This window comes from Paenibacillus terricola, from assembly GCF_014779765.1.
Lineage (GTDB): Bacteria > Bacillota > Bacilli > Paenibacillales > Paenibacillaceae > Paenibacillus_T > Paenibacillus_T terricola.
Window position 1 is genome coordinate 437,757 of sequence record NZ_JACXZA010000001.1, and the last position, 25,126, is coordinate 462,882.

The following is a 25,126-nucleotide window of genomic DNA, read 5'->3' on the forward strand; positions in this document are numbered from 1 at the left end:
CTTTTTCCTTGTCTGTGTGCCCAATCATGCGTCTGCATCATAAACTAGGCAAAACGTAGGTTGGTTCTTCGCGTCGGCGTGCAGTATAATAGGCTCAGCGGCTTAACTAACACTTGAGCGACATCATGGCTGGATAGAGAGGGAATAGTCGGGAGATGGCGGAAGAGGACTGGGGATTTTTTGAGCGTCGGGCGAACGGTGAGCATCTGCGGCTGCTTGTCAATTCCGGCTACAAAGACGCTTATCCTATACACAAGTATGATGAATTAATGTCCATTACGGTGAATGTATATCGGTTGTCGCACAGCGGCAAGCGGAAGATGGATGCAATAGCAGAACTGGAGCGCTGGACTGCACGGCTCGAAGGCGTTATGCGGAATACGGGCAATTATTATTACGTAGGACGACTTCATACCGAGTCGAAGCTTGAATTTTATTACTACGTGAACGAATCGTTTGATGAGAGCTCCATTCGAGCACATATTAACAGCCAACAGGATGTACGGGCGCAGATGTACCGCAAGCCCGATCCCGAATGGGAGTTTTATGCGTTCATGCTGCCCGACGACAGGGAGCAGCTTCTCATTCATAATGCGCAAATGGTTTATGCCCTCGCGCATCATGGCGATCAAATCAACCGTCAACGGACGGTGTATCATTGGCTCTTGTTCCGGCGCAACGATGATCGTATTGGTATCAAAGGGACGCTGGAAAATATGGGCTATCGGATTGAAGAGGGGAAGAAGGGCGATCCTGAGCCGGACTACCCGTATCCGCTCGTTATTAGCCGGACCGACGATGTGCGGTTGGATACGCTCAATCGTCGCGTCGATGAGCTGTATCGGCTGCTCAAGGGAACGGAAGGCAAGTATGATGGCTGGGGTTCGGCAATGCAGTTGTCGCTGTCAGCTCGCATTCGCGCAGCGGTTCGACGCTTTTGGGGAGGCGCCGCGAGCGGCAAACGCAGTGGGCTGCCCAAGTAAACGTATGCTCGGCCTGAGAGTTGTCTTCTTCACACACAAAACGGTTATTCCGCACACAGACGTCGGTCTGCAGTGTAGAATAACCGTTTTGTCATAAAGAAACGTAATTTCATATAGCAGCCAATCTGCTCTTCCTCACAGCCTAATAACAATAAGCCCTGCAAGCGTCATTGCAAAAGCAATCCACTGCTGTTTGGTTAACCGCTCGCGGTACAGCACGATAGAGCCGAGCGCAACGATCAGGCTGTTCGTTGCGAAGATCGGTGCGGCGATGCTTGCTTTGCCAGTCTCCAGCGCAATGGCGTAGAGCTGAAGTCCAGCATAGGAGAAGATGCCTGCAAGCAGTCCCCAACGGAAGCCGACTCGGCTTGAAATGGCTGGATCCGGTGCTGAAGCTGTAACGATCCCTCTTCGCTCAGAGCGGTCGAGAAGGCCGAACCAAAGCATGGATAACGCGTAACCGACGAGAAGAACGGGCGCGCTTGGAAGATCCAGCTGTTCGGTAACTTTCAGCCCGCCATTGCGGATGGCGAACAGCAAGACGGCAGCGGCGACGAGTAAGAACCATCGGCGCTGCGTGACGCTCATCGATTCCCGGAAGCGGATCGAGATGAGAACAACAGAGAAGAGCAGCAATGCGATGCCGACGGCTTCTGCTGCCGAGACAGGCTCTCCATAGACAACAATGCCCATGCCGATCACGAGGGCGATGTTCATATTGGTTAAAGGCGATGTCAGGCTGGCAGGACCGCATTCGAGTGCTTTCATGAATACAGCATTGCCCCAAGCTGAACCTGCGCCGATGATGATACCAGCAAGCAACAGCCGCCAATCGACCAGCTTGCCCAGTGTTCCTTCAGCAAGGCTGTGAATGCCGAAGCCGAGTGTACCGGATACATAAAGTCCGTACAGCAGGCCGTTCGACGAGCCGCCCTTCATCTGACTGACCTTCATCCACCAGCCGGCCAGACCGAATAGGATAGCGCTGCCAATTGCCGTTAGTAGCCACATGCTCGTATTTGCTCCTTAAGGGAGGTGCTTGCTCGGGATATTTTGTAATACAAGTGTAATGTTCCTGTTACGGTCCCATTACATAAGTCGGCTAGTATAATAAGCAAGACCCCCTTTTTTAATATAAAATTTTGAGCCTTCCCTAGGGAAGGCTCCTTTTTTTCTCTCTATATCGTAAAATCAATGCTGGCTGCCTCGACACTTAAGCCTACAGGCTAACCTCGATACGCTTCTTATTCTTGTAATACACCCAATGTTTAAATCCAATTTCCTTCAGCTTCGTTCGTACGAGCTCCCAATCATCACCGACGCGGGAAGGTACATGCGCATCTGATCCAAAGGTAACATCAACGCCATAATGAAGAGCGCGCTCCAAGATCGCTTGGGACGGATACCAGCCGCCAACGTCTTTGGTTTTGCCCGACGTATTAATCTCGATTGCTACACCGCACTCGGCAATGACACGAAGCGCCTCATCGATCGAATCTTGTGCAGGCAGGTCAGAGAAATCGGGATAGTAGCCCTTCATGGCATCAATATGGCCGAGAATTTGGAAAACGCCCGTGCGAGCAGAATCTGCAATGAGCTTATAATAAAGTCGCTTCTCCTCGATCTGCTGCTCTTTGTTCAGATGTTTCCAACGATTGCGGTTGAAGATGCTGACGCCGCTCGTCTGATGTACCGATCCGATAAGATAATCAAACGGGAGATTCGCATACACATTACGGTAAGCTTCGAACACTTCCGGGAAATAATCCGACTCCATGCCGAGCAGCACATCGATTGTACCTTCATACTTGGCTTTCAGTCGAAGAACTTCTTCGATGTAATGAGTCAGCTCGCTGCGCGCCATCGCTATTTTCGGAAAGGGCTGTTCTTCTTCGTGTCCAAAGTAAGGAGAGTGATCGGAAATGCCGATGACCTGAAGTCCTGCATCAATTCCGGCTTTAATGTAATCCTCGATTGTTCCATCAGCATGTCCACAACGATAATGGTGTGTGTGAAGATCGAATTTCATCGGCTTTGCCTCCTGACTATTCCGTGCTAATAAATTGATTTTCCGGCATACCCTTCAGGTCGCTAATAAACTGTTTGATTGCCGAATTCAAGTAACGCCCGCTGCGATAAACAACACCAACCGGATGTGCGAGCTCCAGCTCATTCACTTTGATCATTCGCAGTGTTCCGAGTTTCAATTCGTTCGAGATGGATAGCTTGGATACGACGGCAGCGCCTAGATTCAGCTCGACCATCCGCTTTACTTCCTCACTGCTAGACAACTCCATGACAATGTTTGGTTGAAAACCGTACTTGTTAAACAGTTGATCGACGAATCTTCGGCCGAAAGTGTCGGGAGACAACATGATCATCGGAACGTCCTTGAGGGCATCAACGGTTGTATGCTTGAGATGAGACATAGGATGCGAAGGCGATACAACAAGCTCATACGTGTCGTAATACAAGGTAGAGGTCTCGATATTGTTGTTTTTCTCGGGGATATACGTAATACCGATATCGAGCGTGCCTTGTTCGACTGCAGGCGTTATTTGCGAGGAGGGCATGGAGTGAATGGTCGTCTTGATCATAGGGAATTGGTTCTGGAAATACGTTAGAACGCGCGGCAAAATCTGAACAGCAATCGTACTTGTAGTACCGAGGACGATATGACCTTGCGGAATTTGGTTCAGATCGAGCAGCTTCTGCTTTAATTCCTCAACTATGTTTAGTATGCGCTCGGCATGCTCGAGAAAAACCACTCCGCGGTCTGTGAGCGTTACAGGCTGATTGCGGTCAATAAGCACCGTTTTGAACTCATCCTCAAGACTTTTGATCTGAGCGGAAACGGCGGGCTGCGTCAGGTTGAGTATTTCGCCTGCTTTACGAAAGCTCATCGTCTTAGAGATCGTAAGGAGCGTTTCAAGCTGGTTTATATTCATGAACAGCCTCCTTGTCTGTAGGTTTTACTTAGGTTTAATAAGCAATTTATGCACTGATGATAAGAGATATTTATCACATTTATTTTTATTATAAAGGAAATAACCGAATGAGGCAAAGGTGTAAGTATAGTTCGTGTTCAAAAAGTACGGTTTTCAGCACCGAGAAGCAGTTCTTTACGTAACTTTAAGGAGGAGAAGGATGTACATTGTCGAAATGATCACGTATATTCTGTGTGAATTGGCATTATGAAGGGGGTTACCCATTGAGCGATAAGAAAGCAGTTCGCGGTTGGCTGATGTACGACTGGGCGAATTCGGCTTTTGTAACAACGATGATTGCGGCTGTTATGCCCGTTTATTACGATAAAGTTGCGGGAAAAGGTCTAGGAGACAATGTAACGACCGTCTATTGGGCAAATACGCAGAGCATTGCGGCGCTCATCGTCGCAATTCTTTCGCCAATATTAGGCGCGATAGCTGATTTCACGGGCTCGAAAGTTAAGTTTGTCAGCTTCTTCGCTATTCTAGGATCAATCGCCTGCTTATTGTCCGCGTTGGTCGGTGAAGGAGATTGGCTGCTCGCTTCCGTGCTCGTCATTATTGGCACAATTGGCTTCGCTGCCGGCAACACGTTCTACGATGCGCTGTTGGTCGATGTCGCAGCTCCGCAAGAACGGGATAAGGTTAGTGCCCAGGGTTATGCATGGGGCTACCTTGGAGGCGGCGTGCTGCTTGGAATTAACGTTGCAATGATTCAAGCGTGGGACACGTTTGGTTTCTCAAGCAGCGAAAGCGCAACGCGAACGGTCTTTGTTACGGTTGGTGTATGGTGGCTGTTATTCGCTATTCCAATTGTGCGTAACGTGAAGGAGCGTAAGCCGGAAGTCGGCACATCTGCTGGTCAAGCCATCAAACAAGCTTTCACAAGGCTCGCTCAGACATTCCGCCGGATCAAGCATTATCCCGAGCTGCTCAAGTATATGATCGCTTTCTGGTTCTTCAATGACGGGATCAACACCGTTATCGTAATGGCGACGGCCTATGGCAGCAGCATCGGCATCGAGATGACAGATCTCATTGCAGCGCTGCTTATAACCCAAATTGTCGGGTTCCCAAGTACGCTGCTCTTCGGTCGATACGCGGCTAAGCTTGGGGCCAAGAAGCTCCTGTACTTTTCACTTGCTGTATATATCTTTATTGTTACGCTCGGCTTCTTCATGGAGAATGCCACACACTTCTACATCCTCGCAACGATGGTGGGTCTCGTGCAAGGCGGCAGTCAGGCGATTGCGCGTTCCATCTACGCGGATCTCGTGCCGCAGGTTCGAGCGGCAGAGTTCTTCGGCTTCTTGACGATTTCGAGCAAATTCTCGTCCGTAGCTGGGCCATTCGTATTCGCGCTCGTTGCGGGTAACACGGACTCCAGCCGTATCGGCATCCTGTCATTGATTGCATTCTTCATTATCGGTATTGTCCTGCTGCGATATGTAAACTTGAATAAAGGAAAGCAAGAGGCGCTTGCTGAGGAAAGGGTTTAAACAAGCGTACACAATAAAAGGCGGTGCGCACGGCATATCCAATATGCCGATTGCGCGCCGCCTTTGTCATATCAAGAATGCAGCTCCATTCACAGCCAATCCTTCTTGCGGAAGAAATAGAACATTCCAAGCCCGAGCAAGATCATGAAGCTCAATACGATGTAAGAGCCATTGTGGAGATGCATGCCAGGGATGAAATCGAAGTTCATTCCATATATACCCGTAATAAACGTCAGTGGCATGAAGATCGTCGTCAACGCGGTGAACACGCGCATGATTTCGTTGGCGCGGTTCGATAGACTCGACTGGTAAGCCTCTCGTAAGTTGCTCATCAGATCGCGGTACGTATCGAATGTCTCGGATATCTTCACGGCATTCTCATAAATATCGCTGAAGTACTTCTGGAGTTGATCATCGATGAGCTTCAGATCTTTCTTGTTGAGCGTTGCGATAACGTCGCGCTGTGGACCGAGTACTTTCTTCAGCCACAGAATCTCGCTTCGGAGACCGATAATCTCGTTAAGATGCGTCTTCTTCGTATGCATCAGAATGTCTTCCTCAAGATTCTCGATCCGAACCTCGATCCGATCACCGACGAAGAAGTAGTTGTCGACGACTAAGTCGACGAGATGGTACAAGAAGCGGTCAGGCTTATCGACCTCTTGTTCCCACAAGACAGGCTTCAAGGAGCGAAGCTCGTTAATCTTTTGTTTCGTAACGGTAATGATGTAATGACGTCCGAGAAAAATATTAAGTGCGCGAAGGAAAATTTCTTCGTCATCAAATCGAATGCTGTTAATAACGATAAAATAATGGCCTTCATGGATCTCGATCTTCGGCCGCTGCTCCTCTTCGCTGAGGCAGTCTTCTACGGACAGATCATGCAGGCCGAACAGCGGCTGCAGAATAACCAGATCCTCCAGATCGGCATCGATCCAATAAAAGCCTTTGTCTGGTGGTGCAAGAACGGATTGTATTTCATCAGTCGGGGTGAATACACCGTTGTGAACGTGGCGGATTTTCATGCCGCATTCTCTCCTCTCGTCATGTCATCCGATACCGGACGGCCATGACGAACAAGCGCGCCGTAATAGCCACGCCGGGTAGACGGCTTAAGCATACCGGTTATCCGGAGCTTACAGCTCATCACGCATGGCAGGCGGAAACGGGACGCCAATTCGGCCGTCGGATCGCATTGCGCGAATCAATCATCTGCGGACTAGACCCATCGCCTTCCATGCCTTTACCCCCTTACGAATGGACAATTGTTTGGTATAGTCTGTTTAATTCTTGTCTAGTATACTCCTGCAAGGGTACCCGTACAAGAGGGATTGTAAGCGGCCTTAGAATGGGGGAATTCACGCGCGGTGCATCGCTTCTTGAGCCGCCTCGCACTACGGTTTATAGTATGATGAATACGGCATGTTTTGCCAATTAGGACGGGCTAAATTCGGCTTGACGCACCCATGGGAAATAATCTATAGTATAGACTATATTGAAGCTGTGTATGAGTGTAACGGTGATTGTTAATGAACCGGTACATCGAGCATAGGTCAAGCGCAAGGTTCATCAATTGAATATGGATCTTTCTTATCAAGAGCAGGCGGAGGGACTAGCCCGATGAAGCCCGGCAACCGGCATTTATGCACGGTGCTAATTCTTGCGGATTTGAGACATTTGTTTCAATTCTGGGAGATGAGAGAGTTTATGGATATATCAATAAACCCCTCTCATTTTTGACGAGCGGGTTTTTTACGTTATCGATACCCCGCTGTTCAACATGCTGCAGCTGTACTGATCATAACATTGCACGACAATCGTGCAGGACAGAAGGAGTGAATGAACATGCCGATTAAAGTACCTGATCATTTGCCGGCTAGAGAGATTTTGGCTGAAGAGAACATTTTTGTAATGGACGAAAGCAGAGCGTATCATCAAGATATTCGACCTCTTCGCATTGCGATCCTGAACCTGATGCCAACGAAGGAAACGACCGAAACGCAGCTGCTGCGTCTCATTGGCAATACGCCGCTGCAGATTGAAGTTGTGCTGCTGCATCCAGCAACGCATGTGTCGAAGAACACGTCTGCCGAGCATCTGGAGATGTTCTATAAAACATTCGATGAAATTGAAGACCAGTGGTATGATGGGCTTATTATAACGGGTGCTCCGGTGGAGCATATGCCATTCGAGGACGTCAACTATTGGGAAGAGCTTACGCGTATTATGGACTGGTCGAAACGCCGCGTTACTTCGACGCTTCATATTTGTTGGGGCTCGCAGGCGGGACTGTACCATCACTACGGTGTACCGAAACATGATGTGGATAAGAAAATATTCGGCGTATTCCCGCACACGACGGAGAAACAAAATGTTCCGCTGCTGCGCGGCTTCGACGAACTGTTCTTCGTTCCGCAATCACGTCATACCGAAGTTCGCCGCGAAGACATTGAGAAGGTGCCGGAGCTTGTGATTTTATCCGAATCGGATGAATCGGGTATCTATCTTGTAGCGAGCAAGGACGGCAAGCAGGTCTTCGTGTCCGGCCACTCGGAATATGATCCGCTGACACTGAAGTGGGAATACGATCGCGACGTGTCCAAAGGGATGGACATCGAGGTGCCGGTCAACTACTTCCCGAACAACGATCCTTCACGTTTGCCGAGATCTTCTTGGAGAGCGCATGCGAACCTGCTGTTCTCGAACTGGCTGAATTACTACGTGTACCAAGAGACGCCCTATGATATCGACATGGGTGCATATATCTAAACCTCTGCAAGCAAGCAGGATCTGATAGAGGTTTTCTCACCGGCAGTATTAATCGATGTCTATATAAAGGAGTAATCGTTCATGAACATTGAAAGCCGTTTGGCACAGATCGGATCGATCAAAGAACCTAAGACTGGCGCAGTAAGCTTCCCTATCTACAATTCTACTGCATTCCGCCACCCTAAGCTTGGTGAAAGCACAGGCTTCGACTACTCCCGTACCAAGAATCCTACGCGCTCCGTATTGGAGGAAGCGGCTGCTGAGCTGGAATCCGGTGACGCTGCATTTGCTTGCAGCACGGGTATGGCCGCGCTGCAAGTTGTCTTCTCCATGTTCAGCCAAGGCGATCACCTCATCGTATCGCTTGACCTGTACGGTGGTACGTACCGTCTGCTGGAACGGATTATGTCCCGTTTTGGCGTAACGGCATCTTATGTAGACACGAACGATCTCGACGGCATTAACGAGTTGTGTACGCCGAATACGAAAGCGATCCTGATCGAAACGCCAACGAATCCCCTCATGATGATTACCGACATAGAACGCGTTAGCGCGTGGGCAAAGGCGAAGGGACTGCTCACGATTGTGGATAATACGCTTCTTACGCCGTTCTTCCAACGCCCGCTCGAGCTTGGCGCAGACATCGTCGTTCATAGCGCGACCAAGTATCTCGGCGGCCACAACGACGTTCTTGCCGGTCTGATCGTGACGAAAGGCAAGGAGCTATCGGAGCAGATCGGCTTCCTGCACAACTCGATCGGAGCAGTGCTTGGCGCGCAGGATTCTTGGCTGCTGATGCGCGGCATGAAGACGTTGGCGCTGCGTATGGAGCGTCATCAATATAACGCGACGAAGATCGCTGAATATTTGCTTGAGCATGATGCGATTGAAGAAGTGTATTATCCTGCGCTTCCGCATCACCCGGGTCATGAGATTCAAAGTCGTCAATCGTCCGGCAACACGGGGATTTTCTCCTTCAAAGTGAAGGATGCACGTTACATTGAGCCGATTCTTCGCAACATTAAGCTGATTGCTTTCGCAGAAAGCCTCGGCGGTGTTGAATCGTTGATGACCTATCCGGCGGTTCAGACGCATGCGGATATTCCGCTCGAGATTCGCCAGAAGATCGGTGTGGACGAGCGTCTTCTCCGCTTCTCCGTCGGTATCGAGCATGTGGATGATCTGATTGCGGATCTGGCACAAGCGCTGGAAGCGGCAAAGCGCGAAATTAAGGAGGCGTAAGATACAGATGAGCACGTCAAAAACATCGAAGATCACTTACGATTTTGACAAAGTCATTGACCGTTTCGGCACAGCCTCGTACAAATGGGATCAATCGGAGAAGCTGTTCGGACGTGCAGATATATTGCCGCTGTGGGTAGCGGATATGGATTTTCAGCCGCCGCATGAAGTCGTTGAGGCGATTAAGGAGCGGGCTAATCAAGGGATTTACGGGTATACGATTCGGACGCAAGGTTACCTAGATGCGGTACGCGGATGGCTATCCCGCCGTCACGGCTGGGAGATCAAGGACGAGTGGATCACATCGAGCCCAGGCATCGTTCCTGCGCTGAGCCTTGCCGTTCAAGCGTTCACGAAACCAGGCGACAAGGTCATCCTGCAATCGCCCGTTTATTATCCGTTCTATGATGTCATTAAGATGAACGACCGCGTCGTGGTCGACAACGCGCTTATTCTTGATACGGATGGCCGTTATAAAATGGACTTCGACCTGCTGGAGAAACAAGCGGCTGACGGCGCGAAGCTGCTGCTGCTCTGCACGCCGCACAACCCGGGCGGACGCGTATGGACGCGTGAAGAATTGGAGCGCGTAGGCGAAATTTGCGTGAAGCATAACGTGCTGATCGTCGCGGACGAAATTCACCATGACCTCGTGTATCCGGGATATAAGCATTATCCGTTCGCTGGTCTGTCTAAGGCGTTCGAGCAGCAGTCGATTACATGTATCGCAACGAGCAAAACGTTCAACCTTGCAGGCTTGCAAGCCGCAACGATCATCATCCCGAACGATGAGATCCGCCGCAAGTACAATTTCCTGCTGAAGACGTTGTCGATCCACATGGAGAGCTACTTCGGCTTGACAGCGGTTGAGAGCAGCTACAATCACGGCGATGACTGGCTTGATCAGCTCATGGTGTATCTGGAGGGCAACCTGAATACACTGCTTGATTTCGTTGCACAGCGACTGCCGCAGATCAAAGCGATGCGCCCTGAAGGTACTTATATGGTATGGCTTGACTGCCGTGCAATTTCAGAGGACCCGAAGGTGTTGAAGAAGCTGATGTTCGAAGAAGCGGGCATCGCGTTCAGCGAAGGTTCGGTGTTCGGCAAGCAGGGTGAAGGTTACCTGCGCGTTAACTTGGCGTGCCCGCGCTCGATTCTCGTTGAAGCGCTTGAGCGTTTCGCGCAAGCGATTGAGTCGCGCCAATAGGAGCTTCATAAGCAATTTCATAGGGCATATGGATCAAACTGCCGCGGTAGTCACATTTCTGTCGAGTGACTGCCGTGGTCTTTTTATGTTAGGATAAGTTGATAGCTTTTGATCGGTCTAATCATTATTTACTTCAGGAGGGATCCAGCATGCTAACAGTTGATTCCGTATTAGATAAAGCGCTTCGCGGCGAACGCATTACATTCGAAGAATGTGTCGTTCTCTTGGAGTCTGATGAAATTGAGAAAATGGGGAAAGTTGCGAACGAGCTCATGCTGCGTAAGCATCCTGAACCAATTACAACATTCGTCGTTGGACGTAACGTAAACTATACGAACGTCTGTGACGTTTATTGCCGTTTCTGCGCGTTCTACCGCGCACCGGGTTCGCCGGAAGGCTACGTGCTTTCGGACGATACCATTCTGCAGAAAATCCAAGAGACCGAAGATGTTGGCGGCACTGAAATCTTGATGCAGGGCGGTACGAACCCGAATCTGCCATTCACATACTACACCGATGTTCTTCGTAAAATTAAAGAGCGTTTCCCGAACATCACGATGCACTCTTTCTCGCCAGCCGAGATTATGAAGATGAAGGATGTATCGGAAGGCTTGTCGCTTGACGAGGTCATTCAACAGCTTCATGAAGCGGGACTTGATTCGCTGCCAGGCGGCGGCGCGGAAATTCTCGATGATCGTACGCGCCGCAAAGTAAGTAAGCTGAAAGGTTCGTGGACGGACTGGATGGACGTCATGAAATCGGCGCATAAGCACGGCATGAACACGACAGCGACGATGGTGTATGGCTTCGGCGAGACGATGGAAGAGCGTGCGCTTCACCTGCTTCGCGTACGCGATGCGCAGGATGAGTGCATTGCGAACAACTACGACTCGAAGGGCTTCCTCGCCTTCATCTCGTGGCCGCTTCAGCCGGACAATACGAACATGCGCGTAGAGAAATCGAAACCGGAAGAGTATCTCAAGATGGTTGCGGTCAGCCGCATCTTCCTGGACAACATCGACAATCTCCAATCGTCATGGGTTACGATGGGTCCAGAATACGGCAAGCTGTCGCTCCAATACGGCTGCAACGACTTCGGCAGCACGATGATGGAAGAGAACGTCGTCTCTGCGGCGGGCACGACGCACAAGGTCAACATCGACCTGTCGCTCAAACTTATCCGCGAAGCTGGCAAAATCCCAGCCCAACGCAACACGAAGTACGAGATCCTCAAAGTGTACGAAGAGAACGAAACAGCTGATAAAGACTTTATTATGCAAAACTAATTCACTCCATAGTTGAGGAGTGAATTAGTTAGATTAGTTCCATTCCGATAGTTACAAGGCTGCCATATTTCAGCCTTGTAAGTGGATTGAACTTAGGGCCATCACATATGTGATGGCTTTTTTACTTTCTGTTGCGATCACTTTGCTTCATCTCGTGTGCAAGTCGCAGTGAACGTAACTTTTAAAATAAGGAAGCGTATCAATAAAGATACAAATTTAATCGTGTCGTTTTTGTAGGAGGAGGAGGTAGGCGCTATTGAATAGGTATCAATTTCATATCATGATGTCGATTGTATGTATGATCCTGCCGATCATTTTTGTGTTATATGGTTACTGGATGCGCATCATCCGTGGGTCCTGTTGGAGATGGCAAACCACATTATCCGAATTCGATATCGACGGTCGGCTGTTTTCTTATAGGTATTACGAACTTGCCCATCGCGATTATGCGATATAGAGATAATAAACAAACTAAATAAGCTGACAGTGACGATAAAAACTAATATTCATTTTAATCGACGGGGTTGAATGGAGCGGCTAGCTCTATAGTCTTTAACTAACTAATCACAAATGCCTGGAGCCAATATTACGGCGACAAGAATCAAGTTCCATCCCTAAATTGGGATAGGGTGACCGTAGGAACGAAGCGGACGAATGATTCTGGAGAAGCGTTAGCGTTTGCCTTTGTGTCCGGATTGTTTCCTATTCTGAATTTAGAAAATCAGAACAATCTGGACACAACAGCAATCGGAAGAACATTCGTCTGCGTAGTGACTGCACGAGCCTTAATTTCTTTTATTAACATGATACAACCAAGACAATCACCTCAACCCAAGCCTCATCGCAATTGCCCATCCCAATTTGCTCCTCGTATATACGTGAGCCAGCGGCATATACTTTTAAGGAAGGAAAGGGGTGAGCGCATGGAGCTTTTTTCCATATCCTTGCACGACGCTGAACAAAGTCAGCGGCAGAAATTGCATGATTTATTGCTTCAGGAGTATACGCTGCTACATAACTTTCCTGTTATCCCGCGGCTTGAGTGGAGCAACGAGCTGAATCGGTTAACAGGCAGAATCGATACAGTCCCTCAGTTTTCGTTAATTGAGCATGGCCCGCCGTTGTATCGTCAAACAGCTATCGCGCTTGCTGAATATATCGTATCTGAGCTGGAGCAGCAGCTGCTGTCTTCCATTATTCGCAAGCAATACCGAATCGAGCGGGAAGAGGAGCTGGAAACGATCGTCCGATTCTGCCTCGAGATGCTGGGCTCTATCCAGGCTGATCCGACAGAACGCGATCCATTCAGTGAAGCTGACAGAAAGCGCAGAAAACAGAAAATAACGGACGAGCTGGAATTGTTCCTTCAGGACAATACCGAGCTTAATTTGACTGGCTTCGTGACGTTCCGGCTGCAAGCGTACTGGAACGAGCTTCGGGATGCAGCGGAATATGCGGTTGATGAGTTCGTGATGGATAAGCAATATCAAGAATTCATCTCGCTGCTCCGTTATTTCGTCGATCTTCAGGATCCGAAGCTGCCGCTTGTTCATTTGCTGCACAAAACAGGACATGAGTTTATCGTCTGCGATGAACGCCTCCAGCCGCTTGAGCATAAACCGGTCGATCGGATCGTTGCAGAGATGGTGGAGTATGAGATGAATGTGGAGGATATGGTCATCAGCACGCTGGTGACAATTGCGCCGAAGCAGATCGTCATTCATACGCGACAGCCGGAATTGCAAATTATTCGGACGATTGAATCAATCTTCGGGCTTCGAGTGTCCGTTTGCGTTGGCTGCGTATCCTGTCATGCTTCGTTCGAGAACCGGATTTGATGTCCTATTGACCGTCCACCGCGGTAATTGTTATAATGGGGTACAAATGCGTTAAAAGCGTCGACGAAGACAATGATTCCCCGAATGTGCACGGACCAGAGAGAGAAGCCTAGGCTGTAAGCTTCTTCCGAGGCGGCGGAGAATATACCCCTTCGGAGCTTTACGGTTGAATCCAAATGTTTCTAAGCAGAAGCAGGAGGTGCGTAAGCCGTAACGGAACTTCCCCGTTACCGGATGTCATGAGGTTCGCACGTGCTGCGTTATGCAGGCGATTGCGTTCGAATGAGGGTGGAACCACGAGTATACAAGCACTCGTCCCTTTGCGGGGACGCGTGCTTTTTTTGTTGTCTGGCCATTGTCCGATATAAGAAGGTCAACAGAAGAAGTGCGTTTGCCCGCTTGCTTACTAATCGAAGGAATAGTCGAATTACAAAGGAGAATAAACGATGGCGATTAAAGTTACGCTGCCGGACGGAGCTGTCCGGGAATACGAAGCTGGCGCAACGATCGATGATGTTGCAGCCTCTATTAGCAAAGGGCTTCAGAAAAATGCAGTTGCAGGTAAAATCAACGGTAAAGTCGTCGATATCTACACGGCGCTGAACGAAGATGCGAACGTTGAGATCGTTACGCTTGACTCGGCAGATGGCGTAGAAGTGTACCGTCACAGTACGGCGCACTTGATGGCGCAAGCGATCAAACGTTTGTACGGCAATACAGCTGTTAAACTCGGGATCGGTCCAGTTATCGAGGACGGCTTCTACTATGATATTGATCTGGAGCAATCGCTCACGCCTGAGGATCTCGAGAAAATCGAGAAAGAAATGGCGAAGATCATCAAAGAAGATCTGCCAATCCGCCGCCGTGTTATAAGCCGTGACGACGCGATCGCTACGTTCACTGAGCTAGGTGATCCACTCAAGTTGGAGCTGATTCGCGACCTGCCAGAAGACGTTCAACTGACGATCTACGATCAAGGCGAGTTCTTCGACCTTTGCCGCGGACCTCACCTTCCGTCGACGGGCCGTATCAAAGCGTTCAAGCTGCTTAGCATCGCAGGCGCATACTGGCGCGGCGATTCGAAGAACAAAATGCTGCAGCGCATTTACGGAACGGCGTTCCCGAAACAAGCGCAGCTTGATGAGCATCTACACTTCCTGGAGGAAGCGAAGAAACGTGACCACCGCAAGCTCGGCAAAGAGCTGAAAATGTTCACGTTCTCCAAAGAGGTTGGCCAAGGCTTGCCGCTATGGCTGCCGAACGGCGCGCGCGTTCGCCGTACGATGGAACGCTACATCGTCGATCTCGAGGAACGTCTGGGCTATCAGCACGTTTATACGCCAGTACTGGCGAACGTTGAACTGTACAAAATCTCGGGTCACTGGGAACACTACTCCGAGGATATGTTCCCGCTGATGGCATTGGACAACGAGGAGCTCGTCCTCCGTCCGATGAACTGCCCGCACCATATGATGGTATACAAAAGCGACATGCGCAGCTACCGCGATCTGCCGATCCGCGTAGCCGAGCTTGGCACGATGCACCGCTACGAGATGTCAGGCGCACTGACGGGTCTTCACCGCGTTCGTGCAATGACGCTGAACGATGCTCATATCTTCGCGCGTCCGGATCAGATCAAAGATGAATTCGCTCGCGTTATTAACTTGATTCGTCAAGTTTACGCTGACTTCGGCATTAAGGAATACCGTTTCCGTCTGTCGTACCGCGACCCGAAGGACACGGAGAAATACTTCCCGGACGACAACATGTGGGAAATGTCGCAGCGTATGCTGCGTGAGGTTGTAGAGGAGCTTGACCTGCCATTCTTCGAAGCGGAAGGCGAAGCTGCCTTCTACGGACCGAAGCTCGACGTGCAGATCAAGACGGCGCTTGGCAAAGAAGAGACGCTCTCGACGGCTCAGCTGGACTTCCTGCTCCCTGAACGTTTCGAGCTTGAATATGTAGGCGATGACGGCAAGAAGCACCGTCCAGTCGTTATTCACCGCGGCATCATCAGTACAATGGAGCGCATGACGGCTTACCTGATCGAGAACTTCGCAGGCGCACTGCCGCTCTGGTTGTCGCCTACGCATGCTCGCATTATTCCAGTATCGTCCGCATATGACGAATATGCGCGCCAAGTGGAAGAGCAGCTGCTTGCGGCAGGTATCCGCGCGGAATCGGATCTCCGCAACGAGAAATTGGGTTATAAGATTCGTGAAGCGCAGCTTGAGAAGATGCCTTACATGCTCATTGTCGGCGATAATGAAGCACAAGCTGGCACAGTATCGGTGCGTAAACGCGGTGAAGGCGATATCGGCGTGAAATCGGTCGCTGAACTGATCGAAATGCTGAGCGGAGAAATTGCTGCAAAAACGGTATAGTCTTTCGAAGGACGGGGCAACCTCCTACTCAGGAGCATGTGTGACTTTGAATAGGCAGAGTGACTTTGCGCGGGGCGCAAAGATCCTATGTCGTGCTCAAAGATCCTGATGCAGTAGCGGAGTGACAGAGAGACTTTGCGAAAGCGCAAAGATCCCTATGACACGCTCAAAGATCCTGATGTAAGGAGTTAACGTATGTTATCAAGCTTACCTATGCTGCAGCGGAGCTGCGTCAGCGCGTTCATCGGCCTCTCCGTACTCTTGTACGGAGCAGAAGCCGCAGATGGGCGCCAGGCCGCACCTGCTGCAGCTGAGGCAGCCCCCGTTATACCGGACGGGAAAGAGATTACAACAATTGAAGTAATCGCGACTGGATATACAGCTGGCGTAGAGTCGACCGGCAAACGTCCAGGTCACCCTCAGTACGGCATTACGTATTCGGGCGTGAAAGTAAAGCGGGGTAGGCTGTCAACTATTGCGGCTGATCCGAAGGTGTTCCCGATTGGGACGCTTCTCTATATTCCGGATTACGGATACGGGGTCGTGGCGGATACCGGATCTGCGATCAAGGGGAAGCGAATCGATCTCTACTTCGACACCATTAAGCAAGTATACGACCAATGGGGCAAACGCAAGGTTCAAGTGAAGGTGCTTAAGAAAGGGAATGGCAAGTTGTCGCAGGCTTGGCTCAATTCAGTCAACGAAGCACTCGCAGTCAGTCATTCTATCCCTCAGGCGTACTTGGAATCCTGACGCCTACCCATTAGCTGCGTCCTATGTATACGTGTAAGAACGGAACAAGCATCCCTGTACCGATAACCGGTATGAGGATGCTTGTTTGTGTTTGTAACTGTGCGAATGTTTAGAACGGTTTTACAGTCCTGCAGGCTTGAAATTGCGGATAACAAGCTGTGTATCGACACTGACGACGCCTTCGAGAGCAAATATTTTCTCATATAAGAATTTCTCCAGCTCTTCTTCATCTCTTAGATGGGCCTGCATGTGAAGGGTGCTTGGCCCTGTCATTTGATAAATGCTTATGACGTCAGGCAGCTCCGCCAGCCGATAGCCGATCTGCTCCGCTAGGCGCGGTTCTACGACGATCTCGAAAAAGACGGCGACTGGCTTGCCTAGCTTCGCGACATTGACGCGGATCGTGAAATGTTCGATAATGCCGTCTTCGATGAGCGATTCTACCCGTTTCTGAATGGCAACACGGGAAAGACTAAGCGTTTCACCGATCTTCGCATATGGCAATCGACCATTCTCCAGAAGCAGATTGACAATGCGTTGATCGATTTCATCCAAGTGGGGAAGCACCATAAGCCGTCACCTCTCCTTTTATATGTAATAAAACATAACATAAAAGAAGTCGTTTGGAAATACATTGACGAGTGAAAAATGCAAACTGTTCTAATCCTCCGCAAACCGTTCACAAATTTTCGTCGATTTGGGGGTGTTCAAATCGGAATCGTTCATGTACAATAGTTTTATTGATTGCATGTTATATTTTATTACATGAAGCAAAGTATGGTGATGAATGATGGCTGATCCAATGACGATCATGAATGAGGAGCGGCTTAGCAGCGCGCCTCATAAGCCTGCAGATGTTGTGCCGTTTCTAGAAGCGTATATCGCCAAGAAAGAAGAAGAGATCGCAGAGATTGAGCAGATGGTCAGCCGTTATGAGGAGCGCCGTCTGAAGGAAGAACGAGCGTACCAAGCGATGTCTTCGCTGCGGAAGCTGCTGTCAGGCAGGAAGCCGGCTCATCACCTAGCGGTCGAATATATTCATTACATCAAGCAGCCAATGGAACGTGCCCGGATGCTTCGCCATGAGATCGAGCGAGCTCGAGCTTTGCGTGACAGCGCAGTTCCGGAGGCGGCCAAACTATCGGAGTTAGAATCCTTTCGTTAATGAATAAACGCCCTGTATCTGATCGATTGATCAGTCAGGGCGTTTTTGTGTTGTGTATTATCGATCGTTCTTCGTCAATTCATTGATATCTAGAAAATCATGTGCTTGGCTGTAAGCAGGTACGCCGTGAATGCCGACATCGAGTCCGACAAGCTCTTCGTCACGGCTGACGCGCACGCGTACGAAACGGTTGATCAGCTTCAGGGCCAGCCATGTGAGAACGAAGCCCCAGATCGCAATTGAAATTAGTCCGAGGAATTGGATGCCTAGCAACTCCCATCCGCCGCCGTAGAAGAGACCGTAGTAGCCTTGCCCTGTTGCGGCAGCCAGATCTTGGGTAGCGAACAATCCGAGTGCGAGCGTACCGATGCTTCCGCTTACACCATGTACGGCGAATGCGCCAACGGGGTCATCGATTTGCAGCCGTTCCAGCAGCTCGGAGACTAGTATCATGACAATACCGCATATCATGCCGATCAATATTGCAGCTTCATTCGTAACAAATGCGCAGCCTGCTGTTATGCCGACCAATCCCGCTAATGCGCCATTGATGACCATAGGAGGATCTGCCTTCTTGTATCGCAGCATTGTGAACAGGATGGAGACGGCTCCGCCGGCTGCTGCTGACAGCATTGTCGTAACCGCAATATGGCCAATGGAGCTGTTTGTGGCACTCAGTGTACTACCGGAGTTGAAGCCGAACCAACCGAACCATAGAATGAATGCGCCTACAGAAGCAAGCGGGAGATTGGAAGGCGGGACGATGTTGGCTTGTCCATCCGGCGTGAATTTGCCGATTCGCGGACCGATGAAGAGCGCTGCGGCTAGTGCTGCGAAACCGCCGAGACCATGGATGACGGCAGAGCCTGCGAAGTCGATCATGCCAAGCTTGGCCAGCCAGCCGCCGCCCCATACCCAGTGTCCGGCAATCGGATAGATCAATCCGGTCATTGCGATGGCATAGAGCAGATAGGCGCTAAAGTTAATGCGTTCAGCGACTGCGCCTGATACGATGGAGATAACAGCAATAACGAAAGCGCTCTGGAACAACCAGAAGGTATCCATTGAGACATTCAGTGATATATGTTCGAGATTGCCTTTTAGGAAGAAACCAGTTGTGCCGATCCATCCCCCGATATCTTTGCCGTGCATAAGAGCGAACCCGAACGCGAAATAAATTAGAGCTCCAAACGTAATATCGGCGAACACCTTCATAATGATGCTGACCGCATTCTTTTGCCGGACGAAACCAGCCTCCAGCAAGGCGAAGCCGCCTTCCATTAGCAGAATCATTGCTGCCGTAAGGACGAGCCAGATGGTATCGAGTCCTTGTGATAGCGTGGCTATATTCATTCACTCACTCCTAAAGACGTACGCGGATAACGTCGAAAAATAGTCGTAAAAACGCCAGTCGTCCTTCATTATAAGGAGATGAAGTTAACTATGTCAACGCATTATGTCACAATATATAACATTCGTTTTGGGAGACGTAAATGGAGGCACAGCTCGGTCTCTAGACGGATATCAGATTCAATCAATTGACGGTTAAAACGATGTAAAGCTTTCGTTATAATGAACTTATTAAATCGGGAAACCGACAAGTTCTTCAATCGTACACAAGGCACAATTAGGAGTTGACTTAGGATGAATCGTCATTATGCAAGCCGTATCTTGTGGGGGTTATTCATCGTTGCGATAGGAGCGGGCTTTCTATTGAATCAGCTCGGCATCGTCTCGCTCGACATCGGTGATATCGTTTCCACCTTCTGGCCGGTTATTCTGATTGTCGCCGGCTTGAATAATTTGCTAACTGCGCGCCATGGAGGCAATGCATTCGGTGCATGCATTCTCATTACGATCGGATTTGTTTTCTTAGGCCGCAGCCTTGATTGGTTTGACTGGTCGATCGGCGACATCATTCGGTTTGTTGGACCAGTCGCATTGATTTTGTTCGGTCTCAATATGGTGTTCCGTCCTCGCGGCGGTTCAAGACATCACCATCACAATTCGAATAACGAACGTCGGGACGATTGGCAGGCCTATCGTCCAGGAGGTTATGTTCCGCCGGCTCCGCCGCTGCATCCTGATCCGACGAATGTGTCTGGGGATTCAGCTTCTAATGAGACGGTCGATCCGCAGCAATCAGTTCCGCCTGTACCGCCGTTTCGTCCGAATCTGTCCAAGCATGAACAGCATATTGAGATGAAGCACCAGATGCGCCGCGAGAAGCATGAGGAGCGTCGGGAGAAACATCAGATGCGCCGCGACAAAATTGAAGAGAAGATGGATCACCATCGTCGTCACTCGAATCCTTGGGAACGAGTGGAATGGTGGGAGAACAACCCGAACGCACAGAATCGTTCCGGATTCATCGGCGACATTCATATCGGCAACGATCATTGGGAGTTGAAGCCGCTTAATATTTCGCATTTTATCGGAGACACGGTGATCGACTTGACGAAGGCGCATATTCCGTTCGGCGAGACGCGCATTACGATCTCCTCTTTCATCGGTGACGTCAAGATCTACCTGCCGAACGATTACGAGGTTGGCATTCACGTCGTGTCGAGTGCATTCATTGGCGATGCACGCGTACTCGATATGAGAGACAGCCGATTGTTCCGCAACATGGATGTCGAGACGCCGGCCTATAGGGATATGGATAAAAAAATAAAACTGGTGTGCAGCACGTTTATCGGTGATGTGCGGGTTACGAAGGTTGGGTGATTCGCGATGATGGTTCGATTGCTGCGAAGCGGGAAGCTGGAAATCATCGCGATGTTCTCGGTCTCCGCGCTGCTGTCCGCCGGAAGCGTATATGCGTTATGGGAGTGGCTCGTCTACGAGGGTGATATGCCGCCGATTGAGTTCGGGCTGTGCGTCATCTTCGTCTTGCTGCTCGTCAGCGCATGCTTCGGGTATTGGACCGCTCAGACGATTCAGCGGAGGGTCGATGCGCTGCACATCGCGCTCAAACAAGCGAACAACGGTAATTGGGCGATTCGGATGCCGATAAGCGGCGCCCGATCGTTTGAAGCGGTGAATGTGGAATTCAATGAGATGGCCGCTGCGGTTGAAGAACGTCTGAAGGTCGCGCAGCTTGCAGGTGAAGAGCAAGTGATGCGGGAGAAAGCTTCCAATGAAGAGGCTGTACAGGAAGAGCGGAAGCGGCTTGCACGCGACCTGCATGACACGGTCAGCCAGCAGCTATTCGCCATACATATGTCGGCTTCCTCGCTGCCGAAGCTGCTGGAGCTTAATCCGGATCGAGCGGCCGATGTGATGGGTCAGCTCATTGAGATGTCCACGCTGGCGCAGAAGCAAATGCGAGGGTTCATCGCACAGTTGAGGCCGATGGAGCTGGAAGGGCGTTCGTTGCAGCAGGCGCTTGATCGATGGTTTCCGGATTACTGCCGCCAGAATAGATTGCAAGGCGAGCTTGATTGGCGTCTGCAGGAGCCCTTGTCGGAGGCGAAGGAGCATCAATTGTTCCTTATTATCCAAGAGGCAATGGCTAACATTGTGAAGCATGCTCATGCACAGCATGCGGTGCTGTCTATATCGGAGACGGAGCACCAGATTATGATGACACTGCAGGATGATGGCGTAGGCTTCCGTCCTGGAGAGGTTCGAGTCGGCTCTTATGGTCTGTCGACGATGCGCGAGAGGGCGCAGAAGCTGAGCGGCGATGTTATTTTGTTCAGCAAGCCAGGTGGAGGAACACGGATACGCGTTACCATTCCGAAATATACGGATAAGCGAGGTTAAGCAAATGTCAGGGAATACGAATTATTCCATTATGATCGTAGATGATCACGATATGGTACGGGCTGGTTTGAAAACGTATTTGATGCTGGAGCCCAAATTTGAAGTTGTAGCAGAAGCGAGCAACGGCAGCGAAGCAATCGCGCTTATGGAGCGCATGGAGAAGCGGCCAGATCTCGTTCTTATGGATTTGATGATGCCGGTGATGGATGGTGTGCAGACGACTGGGGCCTTGATGCAGCGCTACCCGGAGCTGAAGATTGTTATGCTTACGAGCTTCCTAGAGGATGATAAAGTGCTCGCTGCCGTTGAAGCGGGCGCTGTTAGCTACGTGCTCAAGACGGTGTCGGCCGAAGAGCTGATCTATGCGTTGATGGGCGCGGCCAAAGGCATGCCGGTTATGACGGGCGATGTATCCCAGGCGCTAACACGCGGGCTTCGTCAGCGTTCCGCGCAAGGCGCAGACGAAGGTCTGACGGATCGGGAGAAGGAAGTGCTGCTGCTTATTGCAGACGGAATGTCGAATAAGGAGATTGCAGAAGAGCTTCATATTAGCGTGAAGACTGTAAAGACGCATGTGAGTAATCTGCTGATGAAATGCGAGCTTGAAGATCGGACACAGCTTGCGGTCTATACGCATCGCAAAGGCTGGGCAAAGCCGCAGGCTTAAAGTGCGTTTTCAATAACGGTCTTTTTGAACATTCTTATAAAGAAGTTTCCAGCGTTTCCACATTGGCATAATCCCTGTACATGCTGGGAAAGCTAGTGCTATCAATAGCTGACCAAGAGCGGCTTCTATGAGCCGCCGCGCAGTGCAAAGGGGATAAAAGCCATGATTACGCTGCAATCCGATATTGAATCGAGAGAATATGAATTTGCCGAAGCTAAGGAGAAGTTGAGCAATGCGCAGTTCTCGCTTGGCGGCAACTGGGAATATGATCGAGGTTCATTTGACCGTGCATTAGACGATTCGCATAAAGTGTGGCTTCGGCTGCCTTTCGTCGCGACAGTAGGGTCAATCGATAGTGAACGGGCGGATAACAATGCAACGATTCGCATTGGCCAGCCTTACGTGCTGAGGCATCTGTATCAGGAAGGGAATGACCAGGAGGCGTCTGTCCGTGTTGTTGGCAGCTTGTTCGACCAATTCCAATCGCCCACTGATCCTGATGCGAATATCGATCCGAAGTGGATTGATAAGGCAAAGGATGTGCTGGCTGAAGCAGAGCGTGAGCTTCTCTCGTGAATAGTAGATAGAAAGAAACCTCTACTAAACAGCTAGAAATATGCTGTTGAAAGAGGTTTTTTCTCATTTATCGTTAGTATTTCATGATCGTTTTAATTCTTTTTAAGTTTGTTTTAAGGTAGAATGTGCATGATAGAACTATCGAAACGGCAGTTAAAGATGTGGAGGGGAAGCAAAGTGGACGATCAGAACAAAAAAAATCCTTTTGACGAGTTTTTTGAAGACAAACCAGAAGGTAACAAGGGCAGCGACGCGCTGGCCGACGACCACTATTCGACAAACGATCAGCATGAACGCGAATATGACCAGGATGGCGGCGCGAGCGGCGATCCGAATTCCAATAAATCAACGTACTATTATTCCTATGGTCCTTACAAGCCAGGCGGTCATGACGGACGTTACAACAGCTTCCGCCAGCAGCCTGAAGAAGGTGAGCGCGGCGAAGAGCGTACGGTGAACACAGACTATCAAGCTTCGAATTCGCAGCAAGATGGAGAAAGATTCGAAGAATCTCAGCCAGTTGATGACCAAGTCGAATATGCAGAGATTGAACAGCCTCAACATCTTCGTCTTGCACCTGTGTCTGCTGCAGCGCAAGTTCGCAGCGGCTGGCAAATGAAAGAGAAACGCCGCAGCAGATGGAGAAGCATGTTCGCCGCATATCTAGCAGGGGTCATAACAATCGGTGCTCTCATGTATGCAGCGGATACGAATAACTGGTTTACGAAGAACGGCTCCTCCGCACTGAGCGGCGGAAGCGGTTCGAACAACGCTATTACAGCTTCGGCTAATGCTGACAATAATGGCGGCGTGTCGAATGCGGCGGATGTTGTAAGACCAAATAATATTGCGAAAATCTTCGAGCAAGCAAGTCCGGCAGTAGTTAAAATCGAGACGTACGTAAAGCAACAGCAACGGTCTAGCTCGAGCAGCGGAATTTTCGATGATCCTTTCTTCCGCCAGTTCTTCGGGGATGACTCGAATGGTCAGGGTAACGGCAAACAGGACAATAGCACGCAACAGCAATTGACGCCAGCGGGTATCGGTACGGGCTTCTTCTTCGATGAGAGCGGTTATATTCTGACGAATCAGCACGTCGTTGCGGACTCGGATGAAATCGAAGTAACGGTTCAAGGCTACGATAAGCCATTTAAGGCAAAACTGCTTGGCTCAAGCTATGATCTCGACTTGGCAGTCCTGAAGGTAGAAGGAACGAAAGCATTCCCGACGCTTGCGCTCGGCAGCTCGGACAGCATTAACATCGGGGATTGGGTTGTTGCAATCGGCAACCCATACGGTTTCGATCACACGGTAACGATTGGCGTATTAAGCGCCAAAGAGCGTCCGATCGACATTCCGGACGAGAATGGTACCCGTGAATACAAACACTTGCTGCAGACGGATGCTTCCATCAACCCAGGCAACTCCGGCGGTCCGCTGCTGAACCTGCAGGGTGAGGTTGTCGGCATTAATACGGCAGTAAGCTCGCAGGCGCAAGGCATCGGCTTTGCGATTCCGACAAGTACGATCAAAGAAGTGCTCGACAGCCTGAAGAACAATCAAGAGATTCCGAAAGCGCCAGTGCCGTACATCGGCGTAACGCTTGAGAATCTGAACCAGCAATATGCGAAGCAGCTTGGTCTCAATTCCACTGACGGCGTGCTCGTAACTGGTGTATACTATAAATCGCCAGCTTATTCTGCGGATGTTCGTCAATATGACGTCATTACAGGCGTCGACGGCAAGAAAATAGCTACATCAGATAAGCTCGTCGAGGCGATACAAGGTCATAAGGTTGGCGATAATGTGGTACTGAACGTCATCCGTGACGGCAAGTCGATTGACCTGACGATTAAGATTGGCGACAAAAACTCGACCGATTTGCAACAACAACAACAACAACAACAACAACAACAACAACCATAATCAATCATAAGAGATGAACGCAGGCCGGCGAATAACCGCCTGCGTTTTTCTTCTGTAATGGGGGCTGGATAGG

The 25,126-nt window shown here is 50.1% G+C and carries 21 protein-coding genes and 1 riboswitch; of the genes, 15 read left to right on the forward strand and 6 right to left on the reverse strand.

Annotated features, from left to right (window positions below; genetic code table 11):
- Positions 1–155 precede the first annotated feature (155 nt).
- On the forward strand, positions 156–983 hold the full coding sequence (locus H8B09_RS01985) for a DUF695 domain-containing protein (protein ID WP_191201799.1): 828 nt from the start codon (positions 156–158) through the stop codon (positions 981–983).
- Between the two features lie 135 nt (positions 984–1,118).
- Here H8B09_RS01985 and H8B09_RS01990 read toward each other — a convergent pair whose 3' ends face one another.
- The 3 genes from H8B09_RS01990 to H8B09_RS02000 form a co-directional block, all read right to left on the reverse strand.
- A complete protein-coding gene (locus tag H8B09_RS01990) occupies positions 1,119–1,994 on the reverse strand; it encodes an EamA family transporter (RefSeq protein ID WP_191201800.1) in 876 nt (291 codons plus the stop codon).
- A 208-nt stretch (positions 1,995–2,202) separates the two neighbouring features.
- The gene (locus tag H8B09_RS01995; RefSeq protein ID WP_191201801.1) at positions 2,203–3,012 is read right to left on the reverse strand and encodes a histidinol-phosphatase; all 810 of its coding nucleotides are present in this window, start codon (positions 3,010–3,012) and stop codon (positions 2,203–2,205) included.
- A 16-nt stretch (positions 3,013–3,028) separates the two neighbouring features.
- Positions 3,029–3,931, reverse strand: a complete 903-nt coding sequence (locus H8B09_RS02000; protein ID WP_191201802.1) for a LysR family transcriptional regulator — start codon at positions 3,929–3,931, stop codon at positions 3,029–3,031.
- A 263-nt stretch (positions 3,932–4,194) separates the two neighbouring features.
- Between H8B09_RS02000 and H8B09_RS02005 the strand changes: the two genes are divergently transcribed.
- Positions 4,195–5,469 carry an MFS transporter gene (locus tag H8B09_RS02005; RefSeq protein WP_224753204.1) on the forward strand — a complete coding sequence of 425 codons (1,275 nt, stop codon included), beginning with the start codon at positions 4,195–4,197 and terminating at the stop codon, positions 5,467–5,469.
- 89 nt (positions 5,470–5,558) lie between these two features.
- Here H8B09_RS02005 and corA read toward each other — a convergent pair whose 3' ends face one another.
- Positions 5,559–6,494, reverse strand: a complete 936-nt coding sequence (gene corA, locus H8B09_RS02010; protein ID WP_191201803.1) for a magnesium/cobalt transporter CorA — start codon at positions 6,492–6,494, stop codon at positions 5,559–5,561.
- A gap of 562 nt (positions 6,495–7,056) precedes the next feature.
- Positions 7,057–7,171, forward strand: a riboswitch (SAM riboswitch).
- Between the two features lie 143 nt (positions 7,172–7,314).
- Between corA and metA the strand changes: the two genes are divergently transcribed.
- From metA to H8B09_RS02045, 7 genes are all read left to right on the forward strand, one after another.
- A complete protein-coding gene (metA, locus tag H8B09_RS02015) occupies positions 7,315–8,238 on the forward strand; it encodes a homoserine O-acetyltransferase MetA (RefSeq protein WP_191201804.1) in 924 nt (307 codons plus the stop codon).
- Positions 8,239–8,319: 81 nt separating this feature from the next.
- Positions 8,320–9,480: a PLP-dependent transferase gene (locus H8B09_RS02020; RefSeq protein WP_191201805.1), complete on the forward strand. Its 1,161-nt coding sequence runs from the start codon at positions 8,320–8,322 to the stop codon at positions 9,478–9,480.
- 7 nt (positions 9,481–9,487) lie between these two features.
- A complete protein-coding gene (locus H8B09_RS02025; protein ID WP_224753205.1) occupies positions 9,488–10,690 on the forward strand; it encodes a MalY/PatB family protein in 1,203 nt (400 codons plus the stop codon).
- A gap of 149 nt (positions 10,691–10,839) precedes the next feature.
- A complete protein-coding gene (gene mqnC / locus H8B09_RS02030; RefSeq protein WP_191201806.1) occupies positions 10,840–11,976 on the forward strand; it encodes a cyclic dehypoxanthinyl futalosine synthase in 1,137 nt (378 codons plus the stop codon).
- Positions 11,977–12,899: 923 nt separating this feature from the next.
- The gene (locus H8B09_RS02035) at positions 12,900–13,814 is read left to right on the forward strand and encodes a putative sporulation protein YtxC (RefSeq protein WP_191201807.1); all 915 of its coding nucleotides are present in this window, start codon (positions 12,900–12,902) and stop codon (positions 13,812–13,814) included.
- Between the two features lie 446 nt (positions 13,815–14,260).
- Complete coding sequence (thrS, locus tag H8B09_RS02040; RefSeq protein ID WP_191201808.1) at positions 14,261–16,198, forward strand: threonine--tRNA ligase; 1,938 nt, start codon at positions 14,261–14,263, stop codon at positions 16,196–16,198.
- A gap of 195 nt (positions 16,199–16,393) precedes the next feature.
- The gene (locus H8B09_RS02045; RefSeq protein WP_191201809.1) at positions 16,394–16,951 is read left to right on the forward strand and encodes a 3D domain-containing protein; all 558 of its coding nucleotides are present in this window, start codon (positions 16,394–16,396) and stop codon (positions 16,949–16,951) included.
- 120 nt (positions 16,952–17,071) lie between these two features.
- Here the strand turns inward: H8B09_RS02045 and H8B09_RS02050 are convergent, their stop codons facing one another.
- Entirely contained in the window at positions 17,072–17,521 is a 450-nt protein-coding gene (locus H8B09_RS02050) for an Lrp/AsnC family transcriptional regulator (RefSeq protein WP_191201810.1), read from the reverse strand.
- Positions 17,522–17,753: 232 nt separating this feature from the next.
- On the opposite strand from H8B09_RS02050, the gene H8B09_RS02055 reads away from it, so the two are divergent.
- Entirely contained in the window at positions 17,754–18,116 is a 363-nt protein-coding gene (locus tag H8B09_RS02055; RefSeq protein WP_191201811.1) for a hypothetical protein, read from the forward strand.
- A 57-nt stretch (positions 18,117–18,173) separates the two neighbouring features.
- Here the strand turns inward: H8B09_RS02055 and H8B09_RS02060 are convergent, their stop codons facing one another.
- A complete protein-coding gene (locus H8B09_RS02060; RefSeq protein ID WP_191201812.1) occupies positions 18,174–19,469 on the reverse strand; it encodes an ammonium transporter in 1,296 nt (431 codons plus the stop codon).
- A gap of 291 nt (positions 19,470–19,760) precedes the next feature.
- Between H8B09_RS02060 and liaF the strand changes: the two genes are divergently transcribed.
- The 5 genes from liaF to H8B09_RS02085 all read left to right on the forward strand — a co-directional run bounded on the left by liaF (position 19,761) and on the right by H8B09_RS02085 (position 25,053).
- Positions 19,761–20,843 (forward strand): cell wall-active antibiotics response protein LiaF, encoded by a 1,083-nt coding sequence (gene liaF / locus H8B09_RS02065; RefSeq protein WP_191201813.1) that lies wholly within the window; start codon positions 19,761–19,763, stop codon positions 20,841–20,843.
- A gap of 6 nt (positions 20,844–20,849) precedes the next feature.
- Entirely contained in the window at positions 20,850–21,884 is a 1,035-nt protein-coding gene (locus H8B09_RS02070; protein WP_191201814.1) for a sensor histidine kinase, read from the forward strand.
- Between the two features lie 4 nt (positions 21,885–21,888).
- Complete coding sequence (locus H8B09_RS02075; RefSeq protein WP_191201815.1) at positions 21,889–22,551, forward strand: response regulator; 663 nt, start codon at positions 21,889–21,891, stop codon at positions 22,549–22,551.
- Between the two features lie 162 nt (positions 22,552–22,713).
- Positions 22,714–23,127 (forward strand): YugN family protein, encoded by a 414-nt coding sequence (locus H8B09_RS02080; RefSeq protein WP_191201816.1) that lies wholly within the window; start codon positions 22,714–22,716, stop codon positions 23,125–23,127.
- Positions 23,128–23,256: 129 nt separating this feature from the next.
- Positions 23,257–25,053 (forward strand): S1C family serine protease, encoded by a 1,797-nt coding sequence (locus tag H8B09_RS02085; RefSeq protein ID WP_224753206.1) that lies wholly within the window; start codon positions 23,257–23,259, stop codon positions 25,051–25,053.
- Positions 25,054–25,126: the final 73 nt, after the last annotated feature.